Here is a 26,980-nt window from a genome sequence, read left to right as displayed (position 1 = left end):
GACCGCACGCGTTCAGATGAACGAATTACTTCGGAAATGCCTTGGGCGCCGTGGCCTGTTGCCACCCTTCGCCGTTGAGTGTACCGAGAAACTCCACCAGGTCATGCTTTTCCTGATCCGTTAGCTCAAGAGGAATAACGAGATTGTCTTGGTGGGGATTCTTGACACCACCCTTGTTGTAGAAATCGACGACTTCTGCAAGCGTCTTGAAACGCCCGTCGTGCATGTACGGAGCGCTTCGCGCGATCTCCCGCAAGGTCGGAGTCTTAAAGGCGCCAAGTTCCTCAGCATTCTGCGTGACCATGTATCGACCAAGATCCACTTTATTGTCGTCCCAGCCAATGCCGAGGTTGTGAAATTTCTCGTCGGTGAAATTGAACCCGGAGTGGCACTTGGTGCAACGTGCCTTATCTCGGAACAGGATGAGGCCCTTCTGCGCGGCTTCTGGAATGGCCCCGGCTTCCCCTCCCTGATCGAACCGGTCCGCAGGGCTGTTGCCGGACAGAACGGTGCGCTGGAAGCTGGCGATGGCCATGCCGACCCTTTCCGTTGTGATGGTGTCATCCCCGAAGACTTGCTTGAAGAGTTTCCGGTAGCCTGCGATTTTCATCATTTTCGCATTCATCACATCGTAGTTGGCAAAGCCGTGCTCGATCGGATTCGTAAACGGACCGACCGATTGAGCTTCCAATGTTGGAGCCCGACCATCCCAAAATTGTGTGCTGCTAAACACCCGGTTGAAGGACGCTGGTGCACTGCGGCCACCCTTCTGGCCTCGGATGCCGGCAGAAACCGGCCTGCCATCCGTGAACGCGAATTTCGCCATATGACAATTCGCACAGGCAATGGTGTTGTCCTGCGACAACCGCTTGTCAAAAAACAGCAGCCGGCCTAACTCGACCTTCTCCTTCGTCAACGGGTTGTCGGCCGGAATGACCACAGAAGTCTCCTCGAGACCGAATGGAATCTTGAGCTTGTACTCCTCTGCTTGTGCGTCGCCGAACGAGAATCCCAACAGCGACCCCAACATTAATAACGCACACGCAGGTATCGAATGAGTCAGCGTCCGCCTTTTCATCTTCGTCTCCTCCCTTCGTGCAGTGACAGAAGTGTCATTGCGCTTTGGTTATACATGTGAACCAAATGTGCTCCTCTTCGAGCGGCTTGCAGCCTCTCGCCCACATTGGCACCCATCGCATGAATCGCCGCGCCCCCATGCATTCGGCTGGCTCAAGTCCTGGGTGAGATGTCCCCTACTCGGGCAGGCTTCGGATCATCCATGTCATCTTTTCATACACCTGCATACGCATGGTCCGCAGATCGTTTGTCAGCTGACTCAAGGCCTTCTCAGCCGTTGGAAAGACGTCCCGGGATGTTTGCACTAACGCCTCTTGCCCATCGACCAACTGGTGGATCATATCATCGACCATCATAGTAGTACCGACGAGCGCCTCGTCATATCATGACTCGTGCTGCCGACTCAATCCGCAGGCAATCGCCGGTCTCACGGAGCAAACTAGCACACCAACCGAAACCAGGCCAGCCCTGCATACGACGATCAACCAACTTTTCATGTTCATGGCCTCCGCCTTCTGACCGGCGACATGTCGCGATGCTTCGTTTGTCTGTATGGAGCATAAAATAACCGGTCTCACAAAATAAGTCCAATTGAGAATATAGATTCTCTATATTAGTATTTCTTATTCATGAAAGGAGCCGACGATGACACTGACGGAATTGCAGTACATCGTGGTCGTGGCGCAGGAACGGCATTTCAGCCGCGCTGCAGAACGAGTATTCGTGACCCAACCGGCATTGAGCCTGGCGATCAAGAAGTTGGAAGATGAATTGGGTACGATGATCTTCGAACGACGCCGTAACCACATCGAACTGACTCCACTCGGCGAGCAAATCGTCCATCAAGCGCAGCGTGTGCTAGAAGAAGCGGAACACATCAAACTCATTGCGGCGCAAGGTAAAGATCAACTGAATGGACTGCTGCGGTTCGGGGTCATTGCCACCGTCGGGCCTTATATCCTGCCAGATCTCATTCCGACTCTTCACAAGCGCGCACCGGCGATGCCGCTCGAGATCGAAGAAAGTTTGACGGCCAATCTGACCGCGATGCTGAAGAATGGGAAATTAGATGTGATCATGGTAGCCCTGCCATTTGAAGAGCTGGGCATTCACACTCACGCCCTCTATGACGAGCCATTCAAAGCAGTGGTCCCAGTTGGGCATCGGTGGGAGCGTAAAAAGCAGATCGACGCGCGTGAACTCGATGCCGAAAAGGTGTTACTGCTTCATGCTGGGCACTGTTTTCGCCAGCAGGTGTTGAATGCCTGCCCAGAACTGAGCCGGTCAGATACAGAAGGCCTACAGGGAAATTCTCTCGAAACGATTCGCCAGATGGTCGCCTCGGGGTTAGGCGTCACCGTCCTACCCTGCAGTGCTCTCACGAAGAAGTATGCAAACAAGCGATTAATCGCCATCGACCTGGCAAAACCGGTACCGGGGCGTCGAATCGGACTCGCATGGCGCCGAGGGTTTACTCGACCACAGGTGATCGACGTGATCCGGGACGCAATCCATGGGCTGAAGATGCCAGGATTGAGCATGGTGCCGGGCAAACACCAGTCGGCATGACACCTCTCAGCGTTTCATCTGGGCGCTTGTTGCGCCAGATGACTTTTGTTAGGATGCCGCCGACTCAATAGAAGCACGGCTTTCATGAAAATCGCCACGTTCAACGTCAATTCATTGCGCAAACGCTTGCCGATCGTGCTGGAATGGCTCGATCAACACAAGCCGGATGTGCTGTGTCTGCAGGAAACCAAGGTTCAGGATAGCGAGTTTCCCTTGCTCGCGCTGGCACCCAGCGGGTACGAGATCACGTTTCGAGGGATGAAATCGTATAACGGGGTGGCGATTCTCAGCCGAAAGAAGCCGGACGCAGTGTTCTACGGATTCGACGATGGAGGAGACCCGGAAGACGCTCGTTTGCTGAGAGTGATCATCGATGGGATTCCCATCGTGAACACCTACGTGCCGCAGGGGTTCGAAATCGACTCGCCGAAGTATGCCTACAAGCTCGCCTGGTACGAACGACTGCGGAACTACTTCAACACACACCTGTCACCGCAAGCCCCGGCGATCTGGTGCGGAGATATGAACGTAGCCCCACGCCCCATGGACGTGCACGGTCCAGAGAAACATCTGAACCATGTCTGTTACCACGAAGCCGCGCGTAAGGCCTATGAACAGACGGTGGCATGGGGATTTCAAGATGTCTTTGTGAAACTCTATCCGACACGTCAACAATATACATTCTGGGACTACCGTGCGCCGAGCTCACTTGCGGCCAACAAAGGGTGGCGGATCGATCATATGATGGCCACCGCGCCCCTCGCAAATACATGTGTGCGAGCGGATGTGGACGTCGAGCCACGGCGAGCGAAAGAACCGTCAGACCACACTTTTTTGTGGGCTGAGTTTTCGGTCTGACCGTGCGCGCGACATCCACTCCAACCATGCCGATCAATCCCATAGTCTTGTGGATGACCGGAATAGGACTCTGCTCCTAAGCCGCCTTGGCTCGCATGTGGTTGCTGCGATTCTGCTCGATCAAGGGATCAATGATCAGCCCACAATTGAGACAGCGCAGAATAACAGTACTAGACGAGACCGCTGGTTGACGCTCTTGGATCATTAGGCCTTTGCATTTCAGACAAGTCATGGCGTCCCTCCTGCTGAGATGAATGATGACAATCACGTCACATATGCACGAGGGGTACAGTAGCATCGTGAGATTAACCCCGAGTTAACAGCCAGTTAAAAGACTCTAATGTCGCGTTCGGTCATCATCTAACTTTTCAGCACGTTATGCCGCGTGCCTATCGGTGTGAACGTTCAACGCTCCGCGAGGACGTCACGGACTCAGCTGCGAAGTCTTGTACAGAAAGTGGTTGAGAAACACTCCGTGAAGAATCCAACACCATCCACCCATGAAACATCCACGGCGGATGTCGCCATTATTGGCGGAGGAGCGGCTGGCCTTGCCGCTGCCATCGCAGCTAGAGAACACAGCCAAGACGCAAGGATTTACCTGCTCGATGGGGCGAAGTCATTGGGGGCCAAAATTCTGGTCTCAGGCGGAGGACGTTGCAATGTCACGCATGATCGCGTGACATCGAAGGATTTTTTTGGCAACCGACACATCATCCGCAACGTTCTTGCAGCGTGTTCACTTGAACAGACAATCGCATGGCTTACCTCATTGGGTATTGAATTGAAACGCGAAGACACCGGCAAGATGTTTCCCACCACCGACAAGGCACGCACTGTTCTCAATGCACTGCTTGCGCGTGCGCGGGATTCGGGTGTCACGGTATGCCCAGATCATCGTGTGAACAAGGTCACGCGGTCCGAATCCGGCTTTCAAGTTCGGCATAGGTATGGCCTGCTCCATGCCACCCGACTCATTCTCGCCACCGGTGGTCAGTCGTTGCCGAAAACAGGCAGCGATGGATTTGGGTATCGGCTGGCCCGCTTTCTCGGCCATCACGTGACACCAACGGTTCCAGCATTAGTCCCGCTCCTATTGCATCACTCGATGTTTCACACGACGCTCTCAGGCCTCTCGCAGGAAGTAGTGCTGACAACTCAGGTGGATGGTCGAGAAGCTGATCGACGAACAGGAAGCCTGCTCTGGACCCATTTCGGGATCAGCGGCCCCGTCGTCATGGACGCCAGCCGCTTCTGGACCCTTGCAACGAATCAAGGCGTACGTGTGGATCTCTATGGCAACTTCGTGCCGGGTCGATCATCTGAGGCATTGAAAGAATGGTTTATCAGACAGACCGTTGAACATCCGAAGCGCTCGGTCGTACGAACCCTCTCATTACTGGTTCCAGATCGCTTCGCCGAATCACTCTGCCGTCATAGTTCTTGCGATCCGCAGCACATCATGGCTCAGGTCGCACGCACGGATCGAGATCGGTTGTTGAACGCTCTGACCAGGTTTCGATTTCCGATCGAGAGCGACCGCGGGTGGAACTTTGCTGAAGTCACGGCCGGAGGCGTGCCCTTGGAGGAAATCGACTATCGCACGATGGAATCAAAGCTGCTCCCTGGACTTTATCTCGCCGGGGAACTGTTGGATTGCGACGGCCGAATCGGGGGGTTCAATTTTCAATGGGCTTGGACGACAGGCGGGCTGGCAGGGCGATCAGCAGCCAAGAGCCTTCTTACGAGAAATCGGCATCAGGAAGCCCATAATTGACAGGTTGACTCGCCTTCTCGTTCGACACGAGCTTTCCACACCAAGATCACCACACGCCTGCCTCTGCCTCCGTACAAGCCTTGGCCCTAGGAAGAGTCCGATACGAAGCTGCTCCTTCCTTCATCGACGGCTCATTGGGGGGCAACATCGTCACCTGGAGCTTTTCTTCAGCGAATGCCTCATCGTTGGTCCGCAAGACGCCTTCACGATTCAATATCTTGACCACATTCGTGCGCGAAACGATTGGTGGGTATTGCCTGAACTGGTCCGCCGAAACATAAGAAACCTGGATGGTCACCGGGCGGCGCTTGGCGTAAATAAATTCTCGCAGATTGTCGTCAATAGGCGTCTTGAAGGTGACGACCGCCGAACTCTCCCCAGGAAGAGTCGCGATCGAGAGGACATACAATGGCTTCACATCAGGCGGTGCCTCTTTCTGGATGGTGACCATACGATTTGGGGCCGTCAGGAGCTGCGTCAACTGATTGATGGCGGGAGACCGGACACCCACCCGCAAATTTGTGATGTCGCGATCGGACACATTTTCAAGCAACAGCTTGATGAGCACCCAGGCTTGCGAATCGGGGGCTTTGGCCCGACCATTCGGCACCGATTGTTCCTCTCGGCGGATGCTGCAATCAGACACCAGATTGCGTCGTTCAAAGAAATAGAGCGTATTCATGCCCTGTGGCTGAATGCCCCGTTCATACGTATAGAACGATACGCCGACATGAATCATCGTCGGTCTGAACCAGTTCACAACCGTCGGGAGGACAAAGGGGATAAAGGCCGCAAACAGGCCAAAAATGGCAACCTTACTGAGGAGGCTTTGCCGCCAGAACCAGTTCCAGCACTTCGTCAACCACGCCATGAAAACCTTGCCTGATGTTCTGGGTCTTGCATGTGCTAACCATACGCCCTTAGAGGAACTCCCGACAAGAGCAAGACTGGTCCTTGACTGTCGCCGTTCCAAGGCGCCATGCTGATCGTGAATCAGCTCAAGAGGATCAATGTCGGAAAAGCAGTCTCAAGAAGCTCACGAGACAGATCGGCGGATCACCATCCGCTGGAAAGGGGTGCTTGCACTCAGCATCGTCCTTATTGCGCTTGGGCTCTCTGTCGATTGGCCCCCTCCGCAGGAAACCGGCGTACCAACCACGTCCTCGTTCCTGATCATCCTCGGTGGGCTCCTCGGTGCGGTTGGACTCCTGACTATACTTCGGGGAAAGTAGACGCGTAGATACGGAGAGGCATCCTCTGCGTCTATGGATCTATTGGGAGATCGGACCGGACTACCGACTTCCCGTCTGGGGCTGAACTGCACTCACGCCATACTGGCTCAAGAAGGCCAGCACCTTGTCGCCCACCTTAAACTGGCCGCCGAGTTGGGTCTGTTGCGTGAGGTTCAGAATATGGAGCTGCCCTTTTTCATCTCGAATGACCATCGTTCCAGGAATACCGACCGTTATGGAGACAACTTCTCCTTGAACGGGCGGAAGGGCGAAGGCGGAATTTGGCAGACTGACTATGGTGATGGCCAGAAGCAGGAAACCGTTCAGTGCGCTGATGATAAGCCGATGCATCGCGACATTTCCTTTCCACATGTGGGGACGGTCAGTCTCCGTGGCCGCATCATGGTGGCCAGTAGGGATTCCCGGCACTGACCGGCCTTCCGTCATTGTATCAGGATGCCTGTCACCTTGGCATACGACGATTAAGCAAGAAGCACATTGACTCGCAACACGCGTAACTCTCTTCTCTAACCGTCGCGATGGCTCCAGCGCTCACGCGATCCCATAATAGACTTTTAGACACGCTTGTCCCCCTGCCCGATCAGAGTGACGAGTCCTGGCCAATTCATCATCGTGGTCTTTTCACTGATCCCTATAGATAGAAGGTGCGTCATTCCCCCTGTGTCGCCCAAAGCCCAGGCCCCCCCAAGGTACGTAACGTGGGCTATGCACTTAGAATGAGCCCCCCTCTTTTGTGGTAGATGTTTCGAGGGATGCGCTCGCCTACTCTCTCCGCTACGCTTGATCTATCAGGCCAATGGACACAAGCGGAAGGAGAACTCATGACGAACAGAACGAATCCCATGCGGCACCATAGTCGATTTCCGGTCAGCTGGCCCGTGGTATACGGAAATGACGCACTTCTCGCAGAAGGGACCATTCTAGATCTAACCTCTCGAGGCTGGCGAGTGGTGGGATCAATATCGGTGATACCCGGTATGCGATTAACTCTGCAGGTATCCGTCCCCGAACGATCCGCACCACTGTGTATCCATCATGCGACCGTGCTGTGGGTAAAAGATCATGAGTTTGCGATTGAAGCCCGGGAGATGGCACCGATCGATCAAGCCTGGGTTACCGAATTTCTCCGGCACAAACTCGGGCTCATCTGGATGTCACGAACCGCCGATCATGAGACCTCACCTCAGGCCAGAGAAAAGACACCCCATGGTGAGACCGCCCTATCACAACATTCCATTCCATCCATGGAGGAGGTTCTGCGTCGATTCCTTGCAATTAAAACCGGTTCGGCTGATATGCCTGCCAAACCGCGGTGGTACAGTGACTCGGAATTTCAGGAGACCGAGACACATACCCTCTGCAACCGCCAGCCCGGGAAGATCTTGCGCGAAGCACGCCACATCCTTCGGCGCATGGTTGCTCTCAAAGCGGATCGTGTCAGAACCGGCAGAAATCTGATTGTGGGCAATTAGCCCTTCGGGAGCAGAAGCCTAACCGACTGTTCCTTCAACAGTGTGATCTATGTGAAGGATCAGATGGGCCACAGCTCCATTCAGGTCACGGTGGACCTGTACGGCCATCTAATTCCTGGTGGGAATAAGCAAGCCGTCGACCGATAAATACGCCGGTGCTACAGCCAAATTCTGCAACCTCGGCGCAACCAGCGGCGAGGTTCGCCGGACCAAAATCTTCAGATCTGCTGATGCCCCAAGAGGTTATCAGGAAGGGGTATGGGGTGGATGACGGGTTTCGAACCCGCGACCTCCGGATCCACAATCCGGCGCTCTAACCAACTGAGCTACACCCACCATGAAGGGAAATGCGCAGAATGCAACCGATACGGTAAAGGGCGATCTTAGCAAAGACACTGGAGTGGCCGCAACCCGCTAGGGCATGTCACCAACCGTCAAGAGTCACGCGGTGATCGACGGTTGAAGCTCCACAGTACCTCCCACCGTCGACGATTGACCGATGATGCCTACCCTCGTGCATCAAAGGCCGCCTGCATCTCTGCAGTGATGGCCGCCACTGTTGCTGCTGGGTCTTCCGCATCACGAATAGGTCGGCCGATCACAAGATAATCTGCACCGGACGCGATCGTCTGCGTAGGCGTCGTGGCCCGTGCATGGTCGTCGACTCCCTTGCCGGCTGGCCGGACTCCCGGCGTGACAACCACAAAGTCTCGCCCGACTTTCTGCCGGATGGCCGCTGCTTCTTCACCGGAGGCCACCACCCCGTCGCAGCCAACTTCTGAAGCGAGCGCTGCCCGGGCTGTGACCAGATCTTGAACCGTCCGCTGTATCCCCATTTCCCGGAGGTCCTGACTGTCGAAATTTGTCAGCACGGTCACGGCGAGCAGCTTCAGTGCCGAACCCTCTCGCCCTTGCACAGCCGCTATCAGCGCCTTGCGGTTCGCGTGGATGGTTAAAAACTCCACTCCCATGTCCGCAACCCGACTTGTCGCGCGGCGAACTGTCTCTTCGATGTCGAGAAATTTAAGGTCGAGAAACACCCGCATGCCCCGCTCCACAATCCGCTTCACCATCTCGGGGCCTGCTGCGGTGTAGAGCTCAAGGCCGACCTTGACGAACGAAATATGCCCCTGGAGCCGGTCTAAGAGCCGGTCTGCTTCCGCCGCTGAGGGCACATCCAATGCAAAGATGAGTCGGTCACGTGCCGTAGTCTTCACCATACTCATACTCCTTCTTGAATGCCGATCCTTGACGACCGGCGAGATATTATGATACTAGTCATTTTTTTTCATAGGAGTGATCGATGCCTCAGATTCATAAATCGACGATTCGACGTGCGCGTCAAGCTGAGCGACGACATGATCGGAACCGGGCCACGATGAACGCGGTGAAGACGATCATCAAGAAGGTTCAGTCCGCCGTAGCCGGGAAAAAGGCTGACGAGGCCAAAACCACCTTGCTGGAAGCCACCTCGGCGATCGGGAAAGCCGTTTCGAAAGGTGCGCTTCATCCCAATACCGCATCTCGCCGAATTTCTCGCCTGGCGTTGCACGTCAACGGGCTGTCCGGCTCTTAATCGTCCGGACGTTCGACAGTACCTGTCCAGGAACCCGCTTCGGTGACGCCGGAGGACGGTTCGGCTGTTCACCGTGTGTACTTGCGGTACCTTCGCACAGCTTCAGCAGCAGTCGCTCCAGCACCATTCTTGGCCGACTGCCGCTGCCCCCTTTCAGCCTCCCATCGGTTTCCAGAAAGAGCCCGAGCGCGGCTTGAAGATGTCGCTCGGAAAACCGATCGAGAAAGGAGCGGACCTTCAACGGGTCCATGCGCAAGCTCCTCGCTGCCTCATTTTCACGACCGCCATTGGCCAGCAGCTCTTTGATCTTCCAGAGACGGCGATACTGCCACGCAAGCGAGCCAAGGATCCGAAGCGGGGCTTCTCCTGCTTCTAGATTCCGCGCCACAATGGAAAGCGCCTGTCCACGGCGACCCTCCGCGATAGCCAACGTCAAGTCGAACACAGAGGCCCCCGGCTCCATCCCACGCAACAGATGCACATCGGCGGCGGTCACCGCCTGATTGGCCGGCACATAGGAAGCCAGCTTCTCCAGTTCTCTCCGTAATCCATAGAGCGATGCGCCGCAAGCCTCCTGCAGTACGTAGGCCGCTGCGTCCTCTAAGCGAAGCCCGACCCGTTCCGCTTCACGGGCAATCCAAGAAGGCAGCTGCGCCTCGCGGAGGGGCGAGCAATCGACCATACATGCCGCGCGCGCCAGAGCTTGTGAAAATTTCAGCCGACCATCCAGCTTCGGGCTCACGAACACCAGCGTCGTGGAGTCCACCGGATTGTTCACACTGTCGAGCAGCGGCTCGCTTTCTCGAGCAGTCAGTTTTTCCGCCGCCTTCACCACAACGACGCGACGCTCCGCGAAGACTGGCACAACCGCCACACTGTTCCGAATATCGGTTCCGCTCGCGTCATCTCCATAAAATAGTTCATAATTGAATTCATCTCCTTCGCTGCCAAGAGCCGCGCGCTTGATGGCAGCAAGCGCGGAATCCCGCAGAAGGTCTTCTTCCCCCACAATGAGGTACAGAGACCCGGGCGCCTGCTGTTTCAGCGCCACCTCTAGTTGCACAGGGCTCACGGTGGATGCCATTGGTCCAGACCCTCGATCTTAGTGAGACACAGGAGCCGGCGCAGACGCTTGCTTCATGAGCGCCCCGGTCTCGAGCTGCAACAAGAAACGTGCCGCCAGATCAGCCGCCACAAAGCGACCCGCCTGCTCAATCGCGCGATTCTGCAGCGCGCGATTAAACTGGAGATCGGGTGTCACGAAAAACTCCGACGCCCCTTTGACGACTTGGCTCCAGACCACTTTTCTTGACCGGACGTCTTCAACCCGAGCCTGGACAACCACCTCAGTCCTGCTTTCCAACGTTGCTGTCGACGAAAAACTGAGCGTTGGCACGATCACCGACAGGATTTGCCCGGTCAACACAAGATCTGCCGCTTCAGAATCAGACACAACCTGCGCCCCGCTGCCGGCTGAAAACTCCTCGCGGAGGTAGTTCGTGTATCGCATTTCCACATTCGGCTCAAAACTGTTGTTGAGCAATGTCCGGATGATGAGGCGCGGCGGAGACTCTTGGGAAGCGGTCGCAGAGGCTCCTCCGATAGTTGGGCCAGCTCCCTCCACTCGAAACTGGTACCCACAGGCGGTCAACAGAGTCATCACCGTGAGGCACCCGATGGCCGAGAGCGGTGTACGGAGTCCTGCGTGTCGAGTGCGCGAACCACACATGTCCTCACACCACGAAGTTAAGCAACTTCTTTTCGACGTAGATCACCTTTTTTGATTCTTTACCTTGGATCCACTCCGCCGCCTCTGCGCGAGCCAGTCGTTCGAGCTCATCACGCGACGTGCCTACGGGAACATCGATCTTCGCCCGAAGCCGACCATTGACCTGAACCGGGATGATCATGCGCTCGCTCATCGTCATCGCTGGATCGAAGATCGGCCAAGGCTGTTGTGACACACTAGGTTGGTGCCCCAGCACGTCCCAGAGTTCCTCGGCAACATGCGGCGCGAACGGCGAGAGCAGCAAGACGAACGGCTCGATCACCAATCGAGACCGTTGCTGCGCCTTCGTCATCTCATTCGTGAAAATCATCATCTGTGAGATCGCCGTGTTGAACCGGAGGGCCTCGATGTCCTCAGTCACCTTCTTGATGGTTTGATGAAGCAACCGTTGGTGATCAAGGCTCGGTTCAGCTAAGACGACGGCGTGTGAGAGCCGGCCTTGTTCATCGACCATCAGCCGCCAGACTCGTTCCAAGAAACGGGTCACGCCTTCCACCCCTCTGATACTCCAGGGTTTCATCGCTTCGAGCGGTCCCATGAACATCTCATAGAGGCGTACGGCATCTGCGCCGAACTGATCGATCATGTCGTCCGGGTTCACCACGTTTCCCCGGGACTTCGACATCTTCTGATTGTCTTCTCCCAAGACGATACCCTGATGGACTAATTTCTTGAATGGCTCAGGAGTGCTCACGACGCCGATATCGAACAGAACTTTATGCCAGAACCGAGCATACAGAAGATGCAGGACGGCATGTTCGCTGCCCCCGATGTACAGGTCTACGGGCATCCAATAGCGCTCTTTTTCAGGATCAACGAGCTGTGTTGCGTTCTTAGGATCGATGAATCGCAGGTAGTACCAGCAAGATCCGGCCCACTGCGGCATGGTGTTGGTCTCGCGCCGAGCCGGTTTATTGGTAGTGGGATCGGTGGTGACGAGCCACTGGTCCAAGTTCGCCAATGGACTCTCTCCTGTGCCGGACGGCTTAAAGTTGTTGGAATCCGGCAACACGAGGGGAAGCTGCTCTTCCGGAAGCGGACGCGCTTCTCCGTCCACCCACACAATGGGAAACGGCTCCCCCCAATAGCGCTGGCGGGCAAAGAGCCAGTCCCGGAGTTTGTAGTTGACCGCTCGCGTGCCCTGTCCTTGCTTCACCAACCAATCGGTGATCTTCGGAATCGCCTCGGAAGGCGTGAGGCCGTTGAGTGAGAACGTGCCATCGCCAGTGGACGAATTCACGACCTTCCCGCGATCCGTATCAGTGAAGGCCGCGTTCTGAACATTCCCGCCGGAAATGACCTCGCGAATCGACAACGCGTATTGTTGCGCGAACGCCCAGTCTCGCTCGTCATGCGCCGGCACCGCCATGATGGCCCCGGTTCCATAACTCATCAGTACATAGTCGGCGATCCAAATCGGCAACCGTTCCTGGTTTGCCGGATTGATCGCGTAGCCGCCGGTGAAGACGCCGGCCTTTTCTTTTTCGAGCTCTTGCCGTTGGAGATCACTCTTTTTCGCCGCCGCCGCCCGATAGGCTGCAACAGGCTCTTTCTGTTCCACCCTCGTGATCACATCTACCAGCGGATGTTCAGGCGCCAGAACCATATAGGTCGCGCCGAACAGCGTGTCCGGTCTGGTCGTGAACACGCGAATCGCGCCGTTCTGATCTGCCAGGACAAAATCGACCTCCGCGCCGATCGAACGGCCAATCCAATTCTTTTGCATCTCCAGCGTACTGGAAGGCCAGTCGACGAGTGGTAAGTCTTCAAGCAGTCGATCGGCGTAAGCCGTAATCTTGAGCACCCATTGGCGCATCGGCTTGCGAATCACATCGAAGCCACCCACTTCACTCTTGCCGTCGACGATTTCTTCATTGGCCAGCACGGTGCCGAGCGCCGGACACCAGTTCACAGGAACTTCCGCCACGTAGGCCAATCCCCGTTCGAAGAGCTTCAGGAAAATCCATTGCGTCCACCGATAGTACTGCGGATCGGTGGTGCTGAGTTCTCGCTCCCAGTCATACGAGAGCCCCACACGCTTCATCTGGCGTTTGAACGTGGCAATGTTTTGAGCGGTGGTAAGAGCGGGGTGGATCCCAGTTTTGACGGCGTACTGTTCCGCCGGCAACCCAAAGGCATCCCAGCCCATCGGATGCAGAACGTTGAAGCCCTTCATCCGCTTATAGCGCGAGACAATATCGGTCGCGGTATACCCTTCGAGATGGCCGACATGGAGTCCGGCTCCGGACGGATAGGGAAACATGTCGAGACAATAAAATTTTGGCTTACTGGAATCTTCTGTGACGCGAAACGTCCGGTGCTCCTCCCAGTATTGCTGCCACTTCGTTTCGATGGCGTGATGATCGTATCCTTTACTCATCCTCATTCCACATGAAAATAACGGAGGACTCTAACATAGCCCCAGGGGGGTCACAAGTTCCCAACTCGGTCAGCCAAAGCCCCTGTTATACTACCGGCGCAATGGGATTCTACGGCGATCATATTTTTCCTCGCCTCATGGAGTGGGTGATGGCGGGTGAGGAATTTCAACGCTTGCGTCAGAGGCTCCTGGCCGTAACCCAGGGAGAGGTCCTGGAGCTCGGCATAGGGACTGGGCTCAATCTCCTCCACTATCCCGAGACTGTCAGAAATCTGTACGCCGTCGATCCGACCGTTCTTCTCCCGAAGACGGTTCTCGCACGGAGCGCCTCTCTGCCCTTTCCCGTCCACATCGAGCAGGGCGCCGCTGAGGCGATGACTCACGCCAATCAATATTTCGATTATGTCGTCAGCACCTGGACGCTCTGTACGATTCCCAATCCGGTGCAAGCGTTACAGGAAGTGGCGCGGGTGCTGAAGCCGGGAGGACATTTTCTATTCCTGGAACATGGGCGCAGCGAGGACCAGAAGATTGCCGCGTGGCAGGACCGGTTGAATCCAATTCAAAATGTAGTGGGCTGTGGATGTCACCTGAACCGGCAGATTGATCGACTGATTACCCAATCCGGCCTATCAATCGCTCACCTTGATCGATTCAGCATGCAGAGTGTGCCAAGATTGGCTGGTGAGATGTACCGAGGCACGGCAACCAGACAGCATTAGCGGCCATTGAACAGCGGTGCAAATCCGGCAATGGAGAGAAACTGGGGAAGCGGCGCCGGCGGTAATTGCGAACTCGACTTGGCGCTGTGAACCAAGTGGGCCACCCCGAATGCTTTCGCGGCCATCAGACAGCCCTCATCGTCATCCATAAACAAAGATCTCGACGGATCGAACCCCAACAAGCGTTGACAGTTCGGCCAATACTCCGGCCGCATCTTGAGATAGCCAACCTCAAACGCGTCTACAATGCGGTTGACGTACCGATCCAACCCAGTCTTGGCGACTTTAACCGATACACCGGTAGAATGGGCGTTCGTCACGATGGTCACAGGCTTCCCGAGTTGCCGAAGATGGCGCAAAAATTCCTCGGCACCGGGCAGAAAACCGATCATGTGATCGAGTTCCTTGTGCATCGCCACCACGTCGAGACCGACCCGCTTCGTCCAGTAATCGAGGTCCGTCCACGCCAGTTCGCCTTCGACTGACCGGTACATCGCCATCAGGCGATCACAAGCCTCCTCAAACGGGATGGCGTGGAGCGTGGCGTACCGACGCGGCAGCTCCTCCTCGAAAAAGAAGTTATCGAAATGGCGATCGAGCAACGTGCCGTCCATATCGAGCAGCACGTCGTCAATGTGAGTCCAGTCGACAACGTGCTGTGCACTGGATGCTGCCTGCTGAGTCATAACCCAAAGTATAGCCGAACGGCTGACGAGAAAACGAGGCTGGTTGTCTTTGAGAAAAACCCTGTGTTACGGTCGAAGATCTCATGCCGCGCAAGAAATCCGCTCCCACACAAGAACCGACGCTGCCGTTGCCCCCAACAGAAGGGGGACCACCGCCGCTTGTGGCCATCATCGGCCGACCGAACGTGGGAAAGTCGACGCTGTTCAACAAGATCTTAGGCGCAAAGATCGCTATTGTGGACGACATCCCCGGCGTGACCCGCGACCGGAACTATGCGGATGCCACCTACCGTAATCGAAAGTTTCGGTTGGTCGACACGGGAGGGCTTGATCTCTCTTCATCAGATAGCATGTTGACCCTGATTCGACGGCAGTCGGAACTGGCGATCACCGAAGCGGATATCCTCATCGTTCTGTTGGACGGTCGATCGGGATTGACCCCGCCGGATCATGAAGTGGTGCGGCTACTACGCGGAGTGACCAAACCTCTGTTCTATGTGATCAACAAGATCGACACTCCGAAATCAGAGCCCCTCCTCGCCGACTTCTACAAATTGGGTGCCGACGAGCTCTATCCCATCTCCGCCGAACATGGCCTGGGTGTCGCTGAATTACTGGATGACATCTATCCGCTCCTTCCATCGGTTGACGAAGCAGACGTGCCACCACTGCCTCGCGTGGCCGTGGTGGGACGCCCGAACGTTGGCAAGTCCACCCTCGTAAATGCGTTGCTGGGAGAAGAACGGGTCGTCGTCAGCAATGTGCCAGGAACGACGCGCGATCCCATCGACTCGTTGGTCACACACCAGGATCAACGCTACGTGTTCACTGACACAGCAGGCATCAGGCGACGCGGCAAGATCGACCGTGGAGTGGAAGGCTACAGCGTCCTCCGATCACTCAGAGCCATCGGTCGGTCCGACATCGGGGTCCTTCTCCTGGATGGGGTGGAAGGAGTCACGGAACAAGACACCAAGATCGCTGGATCCATTCTCAAGCAAGGCCGCGCCTGCATTCTCCTGATCAACAAATGGGACTTACGAGACGGAGATACTCAGGCCCGACAAGAATATGAGCTGGAACTCCGCCGACGGCTTTCCTTTCTGACCTGGGCTCCAATCCTGTATGGATCAGCTCTCAAGCCGGACTCCGTCCACCGTCTTTTCCCGCTCCTCAAGGACGTGCACGCTATGTTCACCAAGCGTGTCCCCACTGGCGCGCTGAATACCTGGCTACAGAAAATTCTCGACACCCATCCGTTGCCGGCCCGCAAGCACAAGCCGTCGGCTGTCACGAAGTCCGCCTATATCACCCAGGTGGCCACCAAACCGCCGGTCTTTGCCTTATTTGTCGGCCACCCGGAAGACCTCACGCCTTCGTACTTGAAGTATTTGGAGAATCAACTGCGCGAGACCTACCACTTCACCGGCACCCCGCTCCGCCTCATGGTCAGGAAGAAGTAAGCATACCCTTCTTCGAAAATCCCCGTCTTGCCCTCTCCCACTCACACACGATGTGTCTGTGCAAAGACCAAGTATTTTTCACGTCGCAGGCAGTGACCGTGTCACCCTCACTCCCTTACGTATTCATCATAGGACACAGGACCCTCAGGGTATGGACAGGAGCCACGAGCGTACTCGAGGCTGTTCAGGCACACCCTCTTTCGGGTTGACTCTGATTCTGAACTCATGTTATTCGCATGAGAGGTTGAGATTGGTGACGGCACCATGACCTTGAAGATCGCGGGGTTTCCGCCTAGACAGAACAACACATTCACACTTCCATACTGAACACCTTCTCCATGGATCGATCGGAACATTCTCGACAATTCTTTCTGGCGGTGTTTCTGTTCGGACTCATCCATGCTGGATGCGCCACAGCAGGTCCTCCAGACGGAGAGAAAACTCAGGCGCCACCCTCTGAGTCTATCCCTTTGGAATCTCAGCTCGATTCCTCTTTACTCGATCCCTCTATAACGGCGCAGGTTCAGACCAATCAGCCCCAGACCGATGAGGCAGCGCCCAAGCCATTGGAGATCGACGAGGTTGCACCGACTCCCCCTCAGAGTGAAGTCCCCGCTGCCGTCGAGCCCCAGAGCAGCGAGACTCCATCGGCTGAGTCCACCGATAGTTCTCCAGCCGCTCCACCACAAGTGGAAAGTCCTCCCACTGCTCAGCAGGAGACCGTTGAAGCTGCTCCCATCCGCACCGAGGTGAACCCCTCCATCAGACTGACCGGACGGGTCTGGCGGGCCAAGCCAGGGATCGTCTTCCTGAAGACACCGATCGGGCTCATGTCGCTCAGTTCGAAGACCACGCTCAAAACCCTCCCTGCCTCGCAAGAGGTGTCCTTCATGGTCCACGAAGACTATACGGTCATTGATATCGTGAGGCGAACTGATGGGACTTTCGTCCACCGCTACCTAACCGGACCGTTCAAGCGAGACAACGGAGACGGCACAAAGTTGCTGCTTTGGACGCCAAATGATGGATTGAGAGCCTTCCGCATGGGAGCCTATGAACCTGTCCTCGCAGCCCCCAAGAACGGCGAGTCTGTCACGGTGGAAGTGGACGGCACGGGTAGCATCATCGGCGTGCATGACCTCCAGTTCGATCTTCAAATCGGCCAGGTCGCCACCCCGGGAAGCAAGACACATCTGTTGCTCACCGGCACGATCTCCAAAATGAAGTCTAATTTTATCTTCTTCAAGACGCCCATCGGCATCGTCAACGTCAACACCAAGATCGGCATCAAGAATGCCAAGATCGGGCAGACCATGACCTTGCATATGCATAACGACTCCGTCGTAGCCGATCTTGCCGCATCTCGTGATTCGATTCTTATCCGCCGTTTCATCACAGGACCGTTGGAATTTGCCACTCCAGATCGAGCCAGCATCCGGCTCTGGACCCCGGAGGGAGAACAGACCTACCCGGCAGAGCTTGGGAGATCCGCGCTGAACGGGGCACGGGAAGGGACCCCTATTACGGTGGAACTCAACGGGCAGAGCGACGTCCTTGAATTTCACCGGATGAAGTGATCACCGTCGAGGCTTCGTCTTGACTCTCTTTTTAATCCCCTCGTAGACTTCGCTGCATATGAATGCCGCATCCACAATTCGCCGCTCGCGGGCCTCGTCCTCCATGGATCCTCAATCCGTGAAGAACTTTGATACGCTGTACAAGGATCATGCAGACCTCATCTATCGCTTCGCCCATCGTTTGTGCGGCGAACCGGAAGCGGCGAAAGATCTGGTACAAGAGACCTTTTTGAATGCCTATCGAGGCTTCGACAAGTTCCGTGGTGACGCCAAGATTTCGACGTGGCTCTATACCATCGCCTCACGGGCATGCCTGCGCATGCGGCGCAGACGGAAAGGTGCCCCGGAACGAGAGTTATCCCTCGAGGAATTCATCCCGACATCTGATGGCGAGTTCCGTTTGCAAATTCCGATCGATGGACTCAGCCCTGAAGCCGCGCTCCACAATAAGCAATTGCGAGCCGCGCTCGATGCTGCGATCAACCAGTTACCGAAGAAGTACAAAACCGTCTTGGTGCTTCGCGACATGGAAGAGGTCAGCGCCAAGGAAGTCGGAGCCATCATGGGCTTGAACGAGCGCGCGGTGAAATCGCGCTTGCACCGGGCTCGACTGTTTGTACGCCGTCAACTCAGTGCGCGAGGCCTCGGTGAACCACTCACTGATCACAACCACGACCCACGTGGGTAACGGAGGGACTGCTCCATATGGCACAGCGTAGCGCGTCCAAACCGAAGCGGCAGGCTTCCACGACTGGGCAGCCACACACGCATGGGAAAAGCCGATGTCTGCGCATCCTGCGCCAGTTGTCCGCCTATATCGATGACGAACTGTCCACGAATATTTGCCAAGAAATTCGTCAACATCTGGGTGCTTGTCCTAATTGTGAAACCTTCGTGATGTCGTTGCGCCAAACCGTATCGCTCTGTCGCCACAGTCCGGCCCCGACGCTATCGACAGCCGACCGGGCGTCGATGCGTGAGAAAATTCTGAAAACCGCCTCGTCTCGATAACCCACAACAGCGTGACTCTTTTTTATCATGACTAAAAACCTCTTACTTCGAATGCTACTCCTGTTAGGACTACTGACGGCCGTTGAGACGACCCTGCCTGACCTTGTGACTGCGGCGTCCAAACCTCCTCACAAGGCAACTCAACACAAGACCGCCCACAAGGCCGCCGTCGATACAGCCGTTCGCTATGCCGAAGCGATCGCTCAAGGCGACAAAATCACGACAGGGCAACTGGACTTCGCGTGTCAATACAAGCTCCTGAAGGTGCTGTCGGCCAGCTCTCCAAACCCTCCGGCAACGGACACCTCCCATGAGGCTTGTTGGCAAGAGCTGACCGCAGCTCATGCCCCGTTTATGAAACGGTCGGATATTGGGATGAATGTCCTCTGGCCCAGTACCGGTCCGCTCGTATTTTATGGAGATAACCTGTCCCGCGCTCCTGCCTCCGCCTTTGTGATGGATGCGCTGGGAATCTCGCCGCCCGGAACAGGCCTTCATCTTACGGTGAGCGACGTCCATCCGATCCCCAACGGGTCCTTCCGACTGAAGCCGAACGGGAAAGTCATCGGAGTCCCGACCACGCTGGTCGCGCTGACCGTCCACTATCATGACCCTCTCACCTCGCCGGTGATGTACCGTCCGGGCACGGTCCAGTGGACGAACACGATCACACGCGAGCGACGCGCCATGAAATCCATCACCACACAATGGGTGATCTTCACCGGACTCAGAGCCCATGGGTTCCCACGCGACACGGCTGTCTTCCACCTCCCTGTTGCCACCACACCTGAAGCAGCGGGCATGGTGGCCGACAAGCTACCGTTCACGACGGAGATCAGTCGCGCCCTTCCGGACTCTATTGTCCGGTGGGGTCCTGAAGCTCAGCCAGGAACGCTGACCGCCGCTGCTGCTCGCGCCGCCGCGTTTCCTGAATTACGCGATCGCGTCGCCCTGCTCAATCGCATCCTGATCATCGATCCGCATCAGGTCGATGCGCTGACAGTTCTGAGCAGACATCTCTATGCGGTCCTGCTTCGAGAAGCCGCCCAGAGCCACAAACTGACCGTCAAGGATCCGGCGTTATCGCTGACCGTCAATGAGTTCTATTGGAACACCTATGCGACTGCCGGTCGCCTCGACCTCGCAAACGGCATGGAGATGGGCGGATTCTCACAACCGACCCCGGCAGACTTCCTGTACCGGCTGTTGCCTGCGTTGGAAACCCTTGCGAACACCCATCCTGAGCAGTTGGATGCCCGCTTCCGGCTCGGCATGGCCTATCGCTGGAACAATGACCAGATTCCGATGATCGAGACGTTCGAAGCGTTGGTCAAAGACATTCCAGCTGACCGAAAGACACCCAAGGCTGAAGCGCTCCTACAGCTGGCTTGGTCCCGCATCAACAAAGTGGCCTGGAATCGGATCTTGCACGACCCCGACAGCGTCCGAGCGTACGAGGATGCTCAGGCCTCATCGGCCCTCGCCGAGTTGCCGCTCGACAAGTTTCTCGCGGAATACACCATGGCTTACAGCATGATTTTCATGCCGGGCTACGGGGATAAAGGGAAGATGCTACAGCACTTGACTGAGGCCAAACGCTGGTTTGACGACATACCAGGAAAAGATGATGAGGTCTGGCGGTATTTCCTCGCGAGTGAGGGATTGAAGGCCGTGCTCGACGCCGATCCGATGTTCCAGCCCATCCTAGCCGCGACTGAGAAATCCAAGGAGTAGTCACCTCATTTGTATTCATCGTCACTTCATCGGACAGACCATGTCAGATGAACTCGAGTCTCGCTAAAGTCCGCTTCCGGCCAGAAGCGGAAGTTCGCCGCTGAGATCGTACGGCCATAAAGCGGTCCTCAGCCCTGTCGTACTAACGCCGCCAATAACGGGCGACCGAGGAGGGCCCGAGGCACACCTGATCGCGGTGGCCTATCGCCAGTATGGGTAGCGCTTGCGGGAGATTGCGGAGTACCTGGGCATCCATGAGGTGACGGTGAGTCGGCGGCTCAAGCGCGGCGAGCAGGAAGCTGTCTAAATGATAGACCTGACCCCTTCAGGTCGTCGGTGTCCTCAAGATGAAACTCGATAGCTTCGTGAATCAGGTGTAAGACTTCTTCTTCGGATCTCCCTACGGCAACGCATCCGGGGAGATCGGCAACATACGCCCCGAAATTGTTTGGACCTTCCTCAACCACGATGTTGCGCCAAGATGTGGTAGTGAATCCTGCCTCAGAATCTTCCTCCGTGAAGAGCAACATGCCCCAGGCAGCACTGCAATCGCTACACCGGCTGATTTAAGATGTTTTCCAGCGTATCGTACTGATCACCATTAACGTTTGAGTAGAGCGACTCCCAGCCTGCGGCTCGTGCCAGTTGGTAGAGTTCGGCTTGGTCATAGTCTTTAGCAGCCTGCATAACGCTGTTGATCGCATTTTCCTCATCATCGGTGGTAACGTCTACCAGGCCAGGAGAGGACAGCAGCCAGTTCACCATCTCGAGTTTGATTGTGAACGCTAGGCTTGAGAGCCACCCCTGAGTGTCAAGTTCTCCTATGAGTTGTCGTGCTTTGTCATCACGGTCTGCGCCAAAGATGTTTGATATGGTGATAGCACCGGCCAATGCATCCGGCAGATTGGTAATTGCGGTACGGAGGTCACTCAGGGTGTTACCTGCATTACCCAGCGCCGCCACTATCGCTCCCACAGCGGTCGGTGCCGGCAGTGTCGGTGGAAAATTGGCAATCGCCGCGTCAAGTGCTCCCATGAATCGGTTGACGGTAGACTTCGCTTCGTTGCTACCCACTACTTCGACCGCCTTTGCTGCGGCTGGGAATTCTTTTAGTCGTAGGCGCCTGCACGTGTCCCAGCAGGCGGTGCGCTCAGAATTTGTCTTGGCAGGGTCGACCATCTCTGCGATCACATTATAGAGTGGTTGGTAATCCAGCCTCACCAGGAAGGAACAAATGCGTGTTGTATAGTTGACTTCGTGCATCAAGGCGACCAGATCGGTAGAACGATGGGGTGTCGCCACGATGTACTGCCCGATTACGGCGGCTGGATCGATTTTCGCTGCAGCTACCATATTGGATCGTTCACGCATGCTGGCGGTGGTGATTGTTTTTAAAAGCTCCGCCTTGCGGTCGAGGAGGAAGTCAAATTCATTGTTTTGAAACTCTCTGGGCCAGAGCAGTAGCCGCACAAAGCAGTCTCCAAGATTGGGGCTTGCTTCATAGTCGAGCAGGCTGAGGTAGCGTCGAATCAACTTGTACACTTCATAGTCTCGCTGGTCGAGCACCTGAGCGATCGTCTTAGCGATAGGATCAAGGTGTCCTTCAGGCAGTTCGTCATCAAGCCCCGCCCACCCATCAATGGCACGAAGCATTTTGATGAGTTCGTAACTATTCTCTGATCTAACCATATGATCCTTGATCGCGTCTTCCTGGTCATCGCCAGTGGCACCGGTGGCGAGATTATAAATCACTTGTGCCTTCGCCTTTGCGATGTTTTCTCGCAGGCTGGGGCTGGAGGGATCGAATGCAACGCTGTCAGAACCGAAGAAGCCGCGAAGGCTGCTGTGGCCGCTCGCCCTCACATGGTGCTTCACGTTTTCCATAATCTAGTACTCCATCTTGCCAGTGGTGTCATTGTAGCGAAATCAATATTGGAATGAGTCCGAGGCCCTTGCCCTGCGGGGCCATCGCCTTGCCAAGGACGGAGCCGAATGCACGATTTGGATTACTGACTTTCATTGCATGGCCGTGTGTCGCCGAGCTCGTCAGCAGATCACCAACCTCTATTGATCCATAACTTGCATCGACTTTGCAGAAGACCTTTCCCACAAGCGCGATTGGCTGGCGGCGGACAGCGCTCTTCTCCTGCTTGTCCATGATGATTCCAGTGCGGTGGGAGCCGGCACCGGCAACGACCCCGACAACTCTCTTTTCATATGGGTCAACGCACGGCACCAATTCACCAGTGCTATTCAACGCCATGACTGTACCAGGTTCGGCGAACACCTCATCCTTGATAGTGAAATCTTCCGCGAAGTCTGCGCCCGGGAGTGAGATGTCACCAGTGACCACGACATTGCCTACGAAGAATCCAGCGGTTCCAGGCTTGCCGTCTACACCCGTTATGCATTCACCGTAGATTGCAGCACCCGTGCTGTTCGGGTTATTCTGAAAGCCCGCGATGGCGGCATGCGTGAGCGACTTTGTTTCAGCATGGATACCCTCTTGCTGTTCGCTCTTGAAAAGTCCGCCTGGGCCACTTATGCATTGACCGTAGATTGCCGCACCCGTGCCGCTAGGGTTATTTTGAAGGCCCGCGATGGCGGCATCCGTGGGCGACTTTGTTTCGGCAAGGATACCCTCTTTCTGTTGGCTCCTAAAATAACCGCCTCGACCGCTTGGGCCACCGGACGTGACTACATCATTCACACCAACGACGCCGGCACCGCCACCACGACACTCACCATAGATGCCAGCGCCATTGCTGGTGGAAGTCGTGTTCAGTTGAACGCCCGCGATGGCGGCAACTCCGACTGATGTAGATTCTCCATGCACCCCTTCCCCATCAGAAGAAGCGAAGATAGCTGGTTCTGAGGTTTGTGTTTCGCTAGTGAATTTTCCCTTGTATGGTTTCATTCTGAGACATCCTTTCCATTTAAATTATCCACTTCCGAACGGAATCGACCTACCTCTGCTGGAGATCTGGATGATCTTGCGGCGGTATGGGTGGAGGCACCGAGCAGGTCATTTGGCCGTCGAATTTAACCCGTAGCCAAATCGCTTTGTTGTTTCCCTCATCTCCCTTGGTGCAAAACCACAAGCTTGCACTGCCTTGTTTTCTGCTGTCCACGTCACCCTCGCCCAAAGGGGTGAACACAAACAGGTCGCCAACTGTTCCTTCGCACGGGAGCTTTTCTTCCTTGAAATGAGGTTTGAGATTAATTTGATCGCCCTTAGCCATAATTTTAGCTCCTTATGTTGGTTGTCTGGTAACGCCTCAGCGTCTGATCGGGCTGCGCTTCACAGACCAGTGAGTATCGTGCCTCGTGTTCGATTCCACATTCGTCATAGCAAGCTAGATGCCACTATGGGAACAGGAGCATCGAGTCACTTGATGGCATCCGTAATCTCAATGCTTTCAACGTTCTACGTATTGCTGAGTAAGAGTGCTCGTACTCCGCACATCTCCTGATTCCAAGGGTGTGTATCGAAAGAGATTCATGAGGTGAATCCAATTCGGTACTAAGAGAGTGGTTCAGCACCGTTGTGACCTGGCTGTTTGCCTCATTCGGACAGGTCGTTTCGAAAGGCGAGACAAATAAAAATCAGGGAATCGGACGACATACCACGGTTAGCGCCAAGTCTGAACTACGACCATCACCATGATCTCAGCCGATGGGATTTGGGAGTGAGATGTGAAGGATGCTTCCAAAAGTCGCTTCGGTCTTGATCACGTCATTCAATTTGACTTGCTGGTAGCAGTCAGTCGTGTACTTATGCTTTGGGTCGGCCACCGACGGTCGCAGAACGGCCAATTTGAGACGTTCGCATGCCCTTCAAACACTTTCCGCAAAGCGAACCGCCACGCGCTGCAAAGAGGAGTGTGGGCTTACTCCGTTCCACATTCGTGAGTGCTGGTGTGGCCTCTAGTTCTCGGTGGCGATCCGAGCCCGAAACCCCTGCCAGCCGCCTCGGTACACCTTGACGGCCAAGAGGACAGATAGAGCCCGCTCCGGTCCAGCTACTCATAATAACAATGACGAACTGTCACTGTGGTACCATCCCCGTTGTTGAAGTGGATGCCCGACTCAATGGGATGGTGCTGGTGCGCGATGGCTTACTACGGCTTCCAAGGGTGTGGGGCATGCGCGTTCTTCGGTTCAACAACACATGCTCATGGGGGTACGACGATGAGAATCATTTTCTCAGTCCTCTTGATTCTGGGGTTGGTCCAGACGACCGTCTCAGTGCGTGCAGAGCCACAAGATTTCACAGTGACAGCGGTGATGAAAGGTTCCACGACGATCAGTGGCCAGAAGATCGAATATCCCAAAACCGACAAGGCGGAAATGGCCTCGGTCCTGGTCGAAATCCAACCGGGGAAGGAGAATGGTCGTCACATGCATGCCGTGCCCAGCTACGTCCACGTCCTTGAGGGAACTATGACGGTGGAATTTGAGGATGGCGCTCGACAGACATTTAACGCTGGGAGCGGGTTTCTGGAAGTTGTGAACACCGTGCATAGCGCAAAGAATTTAGGTGAGATACCGTTGAGATTATTGGTGGTCTTCGTCGGTGAAGAGGGAAAGCCGAATCTTATCCGACCCGTAAAACATCAGGCATCAGATGCGACACAATGATTCAAAACAGATGTTTCTGAACCATGTTTTGACCGCTTCCAAGTCGGAGTACGTCTCGAGGTCGGCTCGTCAATGAGTCGGAGGGTTTTCGTGCATCTCCAATTCAGCATAGGCCGTAACATGGTCGAAGTTCTTTCGGTATACAGGTCTGGTTGATTGTCAGGGGCAGGAGAATGCACGCAGAGCTAAGACAAGCCTACGACAGGGAAATGCATGCAGCAGCAGAGCACTACTCTGGTCATAACCTCGACCTCCTACCATAAGAACGCAGACGTTGAATGGCTGCTTTTCAATTCGGCGATCGACCGGTTTGCGTCCCATGGAGGCTATTTTTACATACCTCAAGTCCCATTGATCCTTCTTGTGCTTACCGATCCCCTCACCCATTCGGTGTAGCCGAAAATTCACTCTTCTGAGCGATAGCGAAAGAACCTTCCGTTTATTAGCATGTACTCAACATAAGAGGATGATCCAAACACTCTTCTACGGAACATAGGAGGTTTCACACAAGGAGGTGTTCTATGAATGATCTACACTTAAAGGATATAAAGGACGACCTAACTCATGAGCCAGGATGGGTCTATTTGTATGCCGCGCTGTTTATCGGGATTATTGTATTTGCGCTCCTGTCCGCCGGTTTCATGGGATGAGCCGTTAGTAGCGAATTGCCGCAACTATATAGTGTGATGAAGTGAGTGCCTGCCGCCAGGACGGGAAGACCGACCGGAGCCGTGTCCAAACGGCTCCGGCATCTTTGTCCTGACGGTGCTTTCCAGTTTTCTGCCGGTTCAGCCATATCCCTTGATCGCAGATTCTTATCCGGATCAGCGTAAGCCCTCTCCCCTGAGAAGATCCACATCTCTAGCCGACTGCACAGGCCTGCCAGTCTCCATGAGACCTGCCTGGTTCGTACAAGACAGAGCTGGCCTCTCATTAATGGAATAGAACTCGTTTTTGTACGCACTGTATCGATTCTTGAGCGGACGCGGGAGCAGATGGCGCAACAACTCGACGAGTAGGCAATGGAGCTACCACCTCCACCAAGGGAGGAAGCCTCTGAGCCGCTTGCTGGAGGGGCTCACGGCACTCACTAGAAGGGGGGTAGAGCCACTCCAAATGCGGGTTTGGATCTCGTGAAGATTAGGGCAGGATGGAAGTCTGCCGCACCGGCTTATTGGTCAATATCTATTGTTATTTACTCGCTCGGAAAGGAGGCAACGATGTTCACATTCATGCAATCCCAAGAGGGTCATGGGCTTCATAATGGGTGCAAAGGTGCTCTCGCACTCGGCGCGTTGCTGTGGCTGATCCTGTCGCTAAGTGGCTGCTCCGCGCCCCGCACGGAATACGTTGTGGATTATACGCGCGGTAACGATATGACAGCCCAGGGTTCAC

The 26,980-nt window shown here is 55.4% G+C and carries 25 protein-coding genes, 1 tRNA gene and 1 pseudogene; 14 read left to right on the top strand and 13 right to left on the bottom strand.

The features are described from left to right. Nucleotides 1-25 precede the first annotated feature (25 nt). Nucleotides 26-1,078: a c-type cytochrome gene (locus E8D52_01255; GenBank protein TKB70748.1), complete on the bottom strand. Its 1,053-nt coding sequence runs from the start codon at nt 1,076-1,078 to the stop codon at nt 26-28. A 644-nt stretch (nt 1,079-1,722) separates the two neighbouring features. Between E8D52_01255 and E8D52_01250 the strand changes: the two genes are divergently transcribed. The 3 genes from E8D52_01250 (at nt 1,723) to E8D52_01240 (ending at nt 5,281) form a co-directional block, all read left to right on the top strand. Then, complete coding sequence (locus tag E8D52_01250) at nt 1,723-2,646, top strand: LysR family transcriptional regulator (protein ID TKB70747.1); 924 nt, start codon at nt 1,723-1,725, stop codon at nt 2,644-2,646. 84 nt (nt 2,647-2,730) lie between these two features. Beyond that, the gene (xth, locus tag E8D52_01245; protein ID TKB70746.1) at nt 2,731-3,504 is read left to right on the top strand and encodes an exodeoxyribonuclease III; all 774 of its coding nucleotides are present in this window, start codon (nt 2,731-2,733) and stop codon (nt 3,502-3,504) included. A gap of 385 nt (nt 3,505-3,889) precedes the next feature. Beyond that, the gene (locus E8D52_01240; protein ID TKB70745.1) at nt 3,890-5,281 is read left to right on the top strand and encodes an NAD(P)/FAD-dependent oxidoreductase; all 1,392 of its coding nucleotides are present in this window, start codon (nt 3,890-3,892) and stop codon (nt 5,279-5,281) included. Nucleotides 5,282-5,327: 46 nt separating this feature from the next. On the opposite strand, the gene E8D52_01235 is transcribed toward E8D52_01240, so the two are convergent. Beyond that, nucleotides 5,328-6,152: a hypothetical protein gene (locus tag E8D52_01235; GenBank protein ID TKB70744.1), complete on the bottom strand. Its 825-nt coding sequence runs from the start codon at nt 6,150-6,152 to the stop codon at nt 5,328-5,330. A gap of 139 nt (nt 6,153-6,291) precedes the next feature. Between E8D52_01235 and E8D52_01230 the strand changes: the two genes are divergently transcribed. After that, nucleotides 6,292-6,513, top strand: a complete 222-nt coding sequence (locus E8D52_01230; GenBank protein ID TKB70743.1) for a hypothetical protein — start codon at nt 6,292-6,294, stop codon at nt 6,511-6,513. A 60-nt stretch (nt 6,514-6,573) separates the two neighbouring features. Here E8D52_01230 and E8D52_01225 read toward each other — a convergent pair whose 3' ends face one another. After that, nucleotides 6,574-6,885, bottom strand: coding sequence for a hypothetical protein (locus tag E8D52_01225; protein TKB70742.1), 312 nt, complete (start codon nt 6,883-6,885; stop codon nt 6,574-6,576). 470 nt (nt 6,886-7,355) lie between these two features. On the opposite strand from E8D52_01225, the gene E8D52_01220 reads away from it, so the two are divergent. Next, the gene (locus E8D52_01220; GenBank protein ID TKB70741.1) at nt 7,356-8,006 is read left to right on the top strand and encodes a hypothetical protein; all 651 of its coding nucleotides are present in this window, start codon (nt 7,356-7,358) and stop codon (nt 8,004-8,006) included. A 259-nt stretch (nt 8,007-8,265) separates the two neighbouring features. Here the strand turns inward: E8D52_01220 and E8D52_01215 are convergent. Further along, nucleotides 8,266-8,342 (bottom strand) — tRNA-His (locus tag E8D52_01215). Between the two features lie 170 nt (nt 8,343-8,512). Continuing rightward, nucleotides 8,513-9,226 (bottom strand): orotidine-5'-phosphate decarboxylase, encoded by a 714-nt coding sequence (pyrF, locus tag E8D52_01210; protein TKB70740.1) that lies wholly within the window; start codon nt 9,224-9,226, stop codon nt 8,513-8,515. Between the two features lie 83 nt (nt 9,227-9,309). Here pyrF and E8D52_01205 point away from each other — a divergent pair, with 83 nt between their 5' ends. Then, nucleotides 9,310-9,582 carry a 30S ribosomal protein S20 gene (locus E8D52_01205; protein ID TKB70739.1) on the top strand — a complete coding sequence of 91 codons (273 nt, stop codon included), beginning with the start codon at nt 9,310-9,312 and terminating at the stop codon, nt 9,580-9,582. Here E8D52_01205 and holA read toward each other — a convergent pair. From holA to E8D52_01190, 3 genes are read right to left on the bottom strand one after another with little or no spacing between them, the layout of a single operon-like run. Then, nucleotides 9,560-10,666 (bottom strand): DNA polymerase III subunit delta, encoded by a 1,107-nt coding sequence (gene holA / locus E8D52_01200; protein TKB70738.1) that lies wholly within the window; start codon nt 10,664-10,666, stop codon nt 9,560-9,562. The two genes, E8D52_01205 and holA, sit on opposite strands and share 23 nt — an antisense overlap. Nucleotides 10,667-10,684: 18 nt before the next feature. Continuing rightward, the gene (locus tag E8D52_01195; GenBank protein ID TKB70737.1) at nt 10,685-11,311 is read right to left on the bottom strand and encodes a hypothetical protein; all 627 of its coding nucleotides are present in this window, start codon (nt 11,309-11,311) and stop codon (nt 10,685-10,687) included. A 4-nt stretch (nt 11,312-11,315) separates the two neighbouring features. Then, complete coding sequence (locus tag E8D52_01190) at nt 11,316-13,751, bottom strand: leucine--tRNA ligase (protein ID TKB70736.1); 2,436 nt, start codon at nt 13,749-13,751, stop codon at nt 11,316-11,318. An 11-nt stretch (nt 13,752-13,762) separates the two neighbouring features. On the opposite strand from E8D52_01190, the gene E8D52_01185 reads away from it, so the two are divergent. After that, on the top strand, nt 13,763-14,473 hold the full coding sequence (locus tag E8D52_01185) for a class I SAM-dependent methyltransferase (protein ID TKB70735.1): 711 nt from the start codon (nt 13,763-13,765) through the stop codon (nt 14,471-14,473). Here the strand turns inward: E8D52_01185 and E8D52_01180 are convergent. Continuing rightward, a complete protein-coding gene (locus tag E8D52_01180; GenBank protein ID TKB70734.1) occupies nt 14,470-15,159 on the bottom strand; it encodes a haloacid dehalogenase in 690 nt (229 codons plus the stop codon). The two genes, E8D52_01185 and E8D52_01180, sit on opposite strands and share 4 nt — an antisense overlap. An 83-nt stretch (nt 15,160-15,242) precedes the next feature. Between E8D52_01180 and E8D52_01175 the strand changes: the two genes are divergently transcribed. The 6 genes and pseudogenes from E8D52_01175 (at nt 15,243) to E8D52_01150 (ending at nt 21,251) form a co-directional block, all read left to right on the top strand. Continuing rightward, on the top strand, nt 15,243-16,622 hold the full coding sequence (locus tag E8D52_01175; GenBank protein TKB70733.1) for a ribosome biogenesis GTPase Der: 1,380 nt from the start codon (nt 15,243-15,245) through the stop codon (nt 16,620-16,622). A 338-nt stretch (nt 16,623-16,960) separates the two neighbouring features. Then, nucleotides 16,961-18,199 (top strand): hypothetical protein, encoded by a 1,239-nt coding sequence (locus E8D52_01170; protein TKB70732.1) that lies wholly within the window; start codon nt 16,961-16,963, stop codon nt 18,197-18,199. A gap of 58 nt (nt 18,200-18,257) precedes the next feature. After that, entirely contained in the window at nt 18,258-18,887 is a 630-nt protein-coding gene (locus E8D52_01165; protein ID TKB70731.1) for a sigma-70 family RNA polymerase sigma factor, read from the top strand. A 17-nt stretch (nt 18,888-18,904) separates the two neighbouring features. Then, the gene (locus E8D52_01160; GenBank protein ID TKB70730.1) at nt 18,905-19,210 is read left to right on the top strand and encodes a hypothetical protein; all 306 of its coding nucleotides are present in this window, start codon (nt 18,905-18,907) and stop codon (nt 19,208-19,210) included. 27 nt (nt 19,211-19,237) lie between these two features. Next, nucleotides 19,238-20,944: a hypothetical protein gene (locus E8D52_01155; GenBank protein ID TKB70729.1), complete on the top strand. Its 1,707-nt coding sequence runs from the start codon at nt 19,238-19,240 to the stop codon at nt 20,942-20,944. 100 nt (nt 20,945-21,044) lie between these two features. Then, a pseudogene (locus tag E8D52_01150) lies at nt 21,045-21,251 on the top strand (sigma-70 family RNA polymerase sigma factor). Here E8D52_01150 and E8D52_01145 read toward each other — a convergent pair. From E8D52_01145 to E8D52_01130, 4 genes are all read right to left on the bottom strand, one after another. Next, a complete protein-coding gene (locus E8D52_01145) occupies nt 21,223-21,474 on the bottom strand; it encodes a type II toxin-antitoxin system HicB family antitoxin (GenBank protein TKB70728.1) in 252 nt (83 codons plus the stop codon). The pseudogene E8D52_01150 and the gene E8D52_01145 overlap by 29 nt on opposite strands. A gap of 22 nt (nt 21,475-21,496) precedes the next feature. Further along, nucleotides 21,497-22,633 (bottom strand): hypothetical protein, encoded by a 1,137-nt coding sequence (locus E8D52_01140; protein TKB70925.1) that lies wholly within the window; start codon nt 22,631-22,633, stop codon nt 21,497-21,499. Between the two features lie 223 nt (nt 22,634-22,856). Continuing rightward, nucleotides 22,857-23,861 (bottom strand): hypothetical protein, encoded by a 1,005-nt coding sequence (locus E8D52_01135; protein TKB70727.1) that lies wholly within the window; start codon nt 23,859-23,861, stop codon nt 22,857-22,859. Nucleotides 23,862-23,910: 49 nt separating this feature from the next. Next, nucleotides 23,911-24,186 carry a hypothetical protein gene (locus E8D52_01130; protein TKB70726.1) on the bottom strand — a complete coding sequence of 92 codons (276 nt, stop codon included), beginning with the start codon at nt 24,184-24,186 and terminating at the stop codon, nt 23,911-23,913. Between the two features lie 838 nt (nt 24,187-25,024). Between E8D52_01130 and E8D52_01125 the strand changes: the two genes are divergently transcribed. Next, the gene (locus tag E8D52_01125) at nt 25,025-25,585 is read left to right on the top strand and encodes a cupin domain-containing protein (GenBank protein ID TKB70725.1); all 561 of its coding nucleotides are present in this window, start codon (nt 25,025-25,027) and stop codon (nt 25,583-25,585) included. Nucleotides 25,586-26,980: the final 1,395 nt, after the last annotated feature.

The organism is Nitrospira sp. (assembly GCA_005116745.1).
Lineage (GTDB): Bacteria > Nitrospirota > Nitrospiria > Nitrospirales > Nitrospiraceae > Nitrospira_D.
The sequence above is the reverse complement of the archived record's forward strand: the minus strand, read 5'-3'. Positions and strand labels throughout refer to the sequence as shown.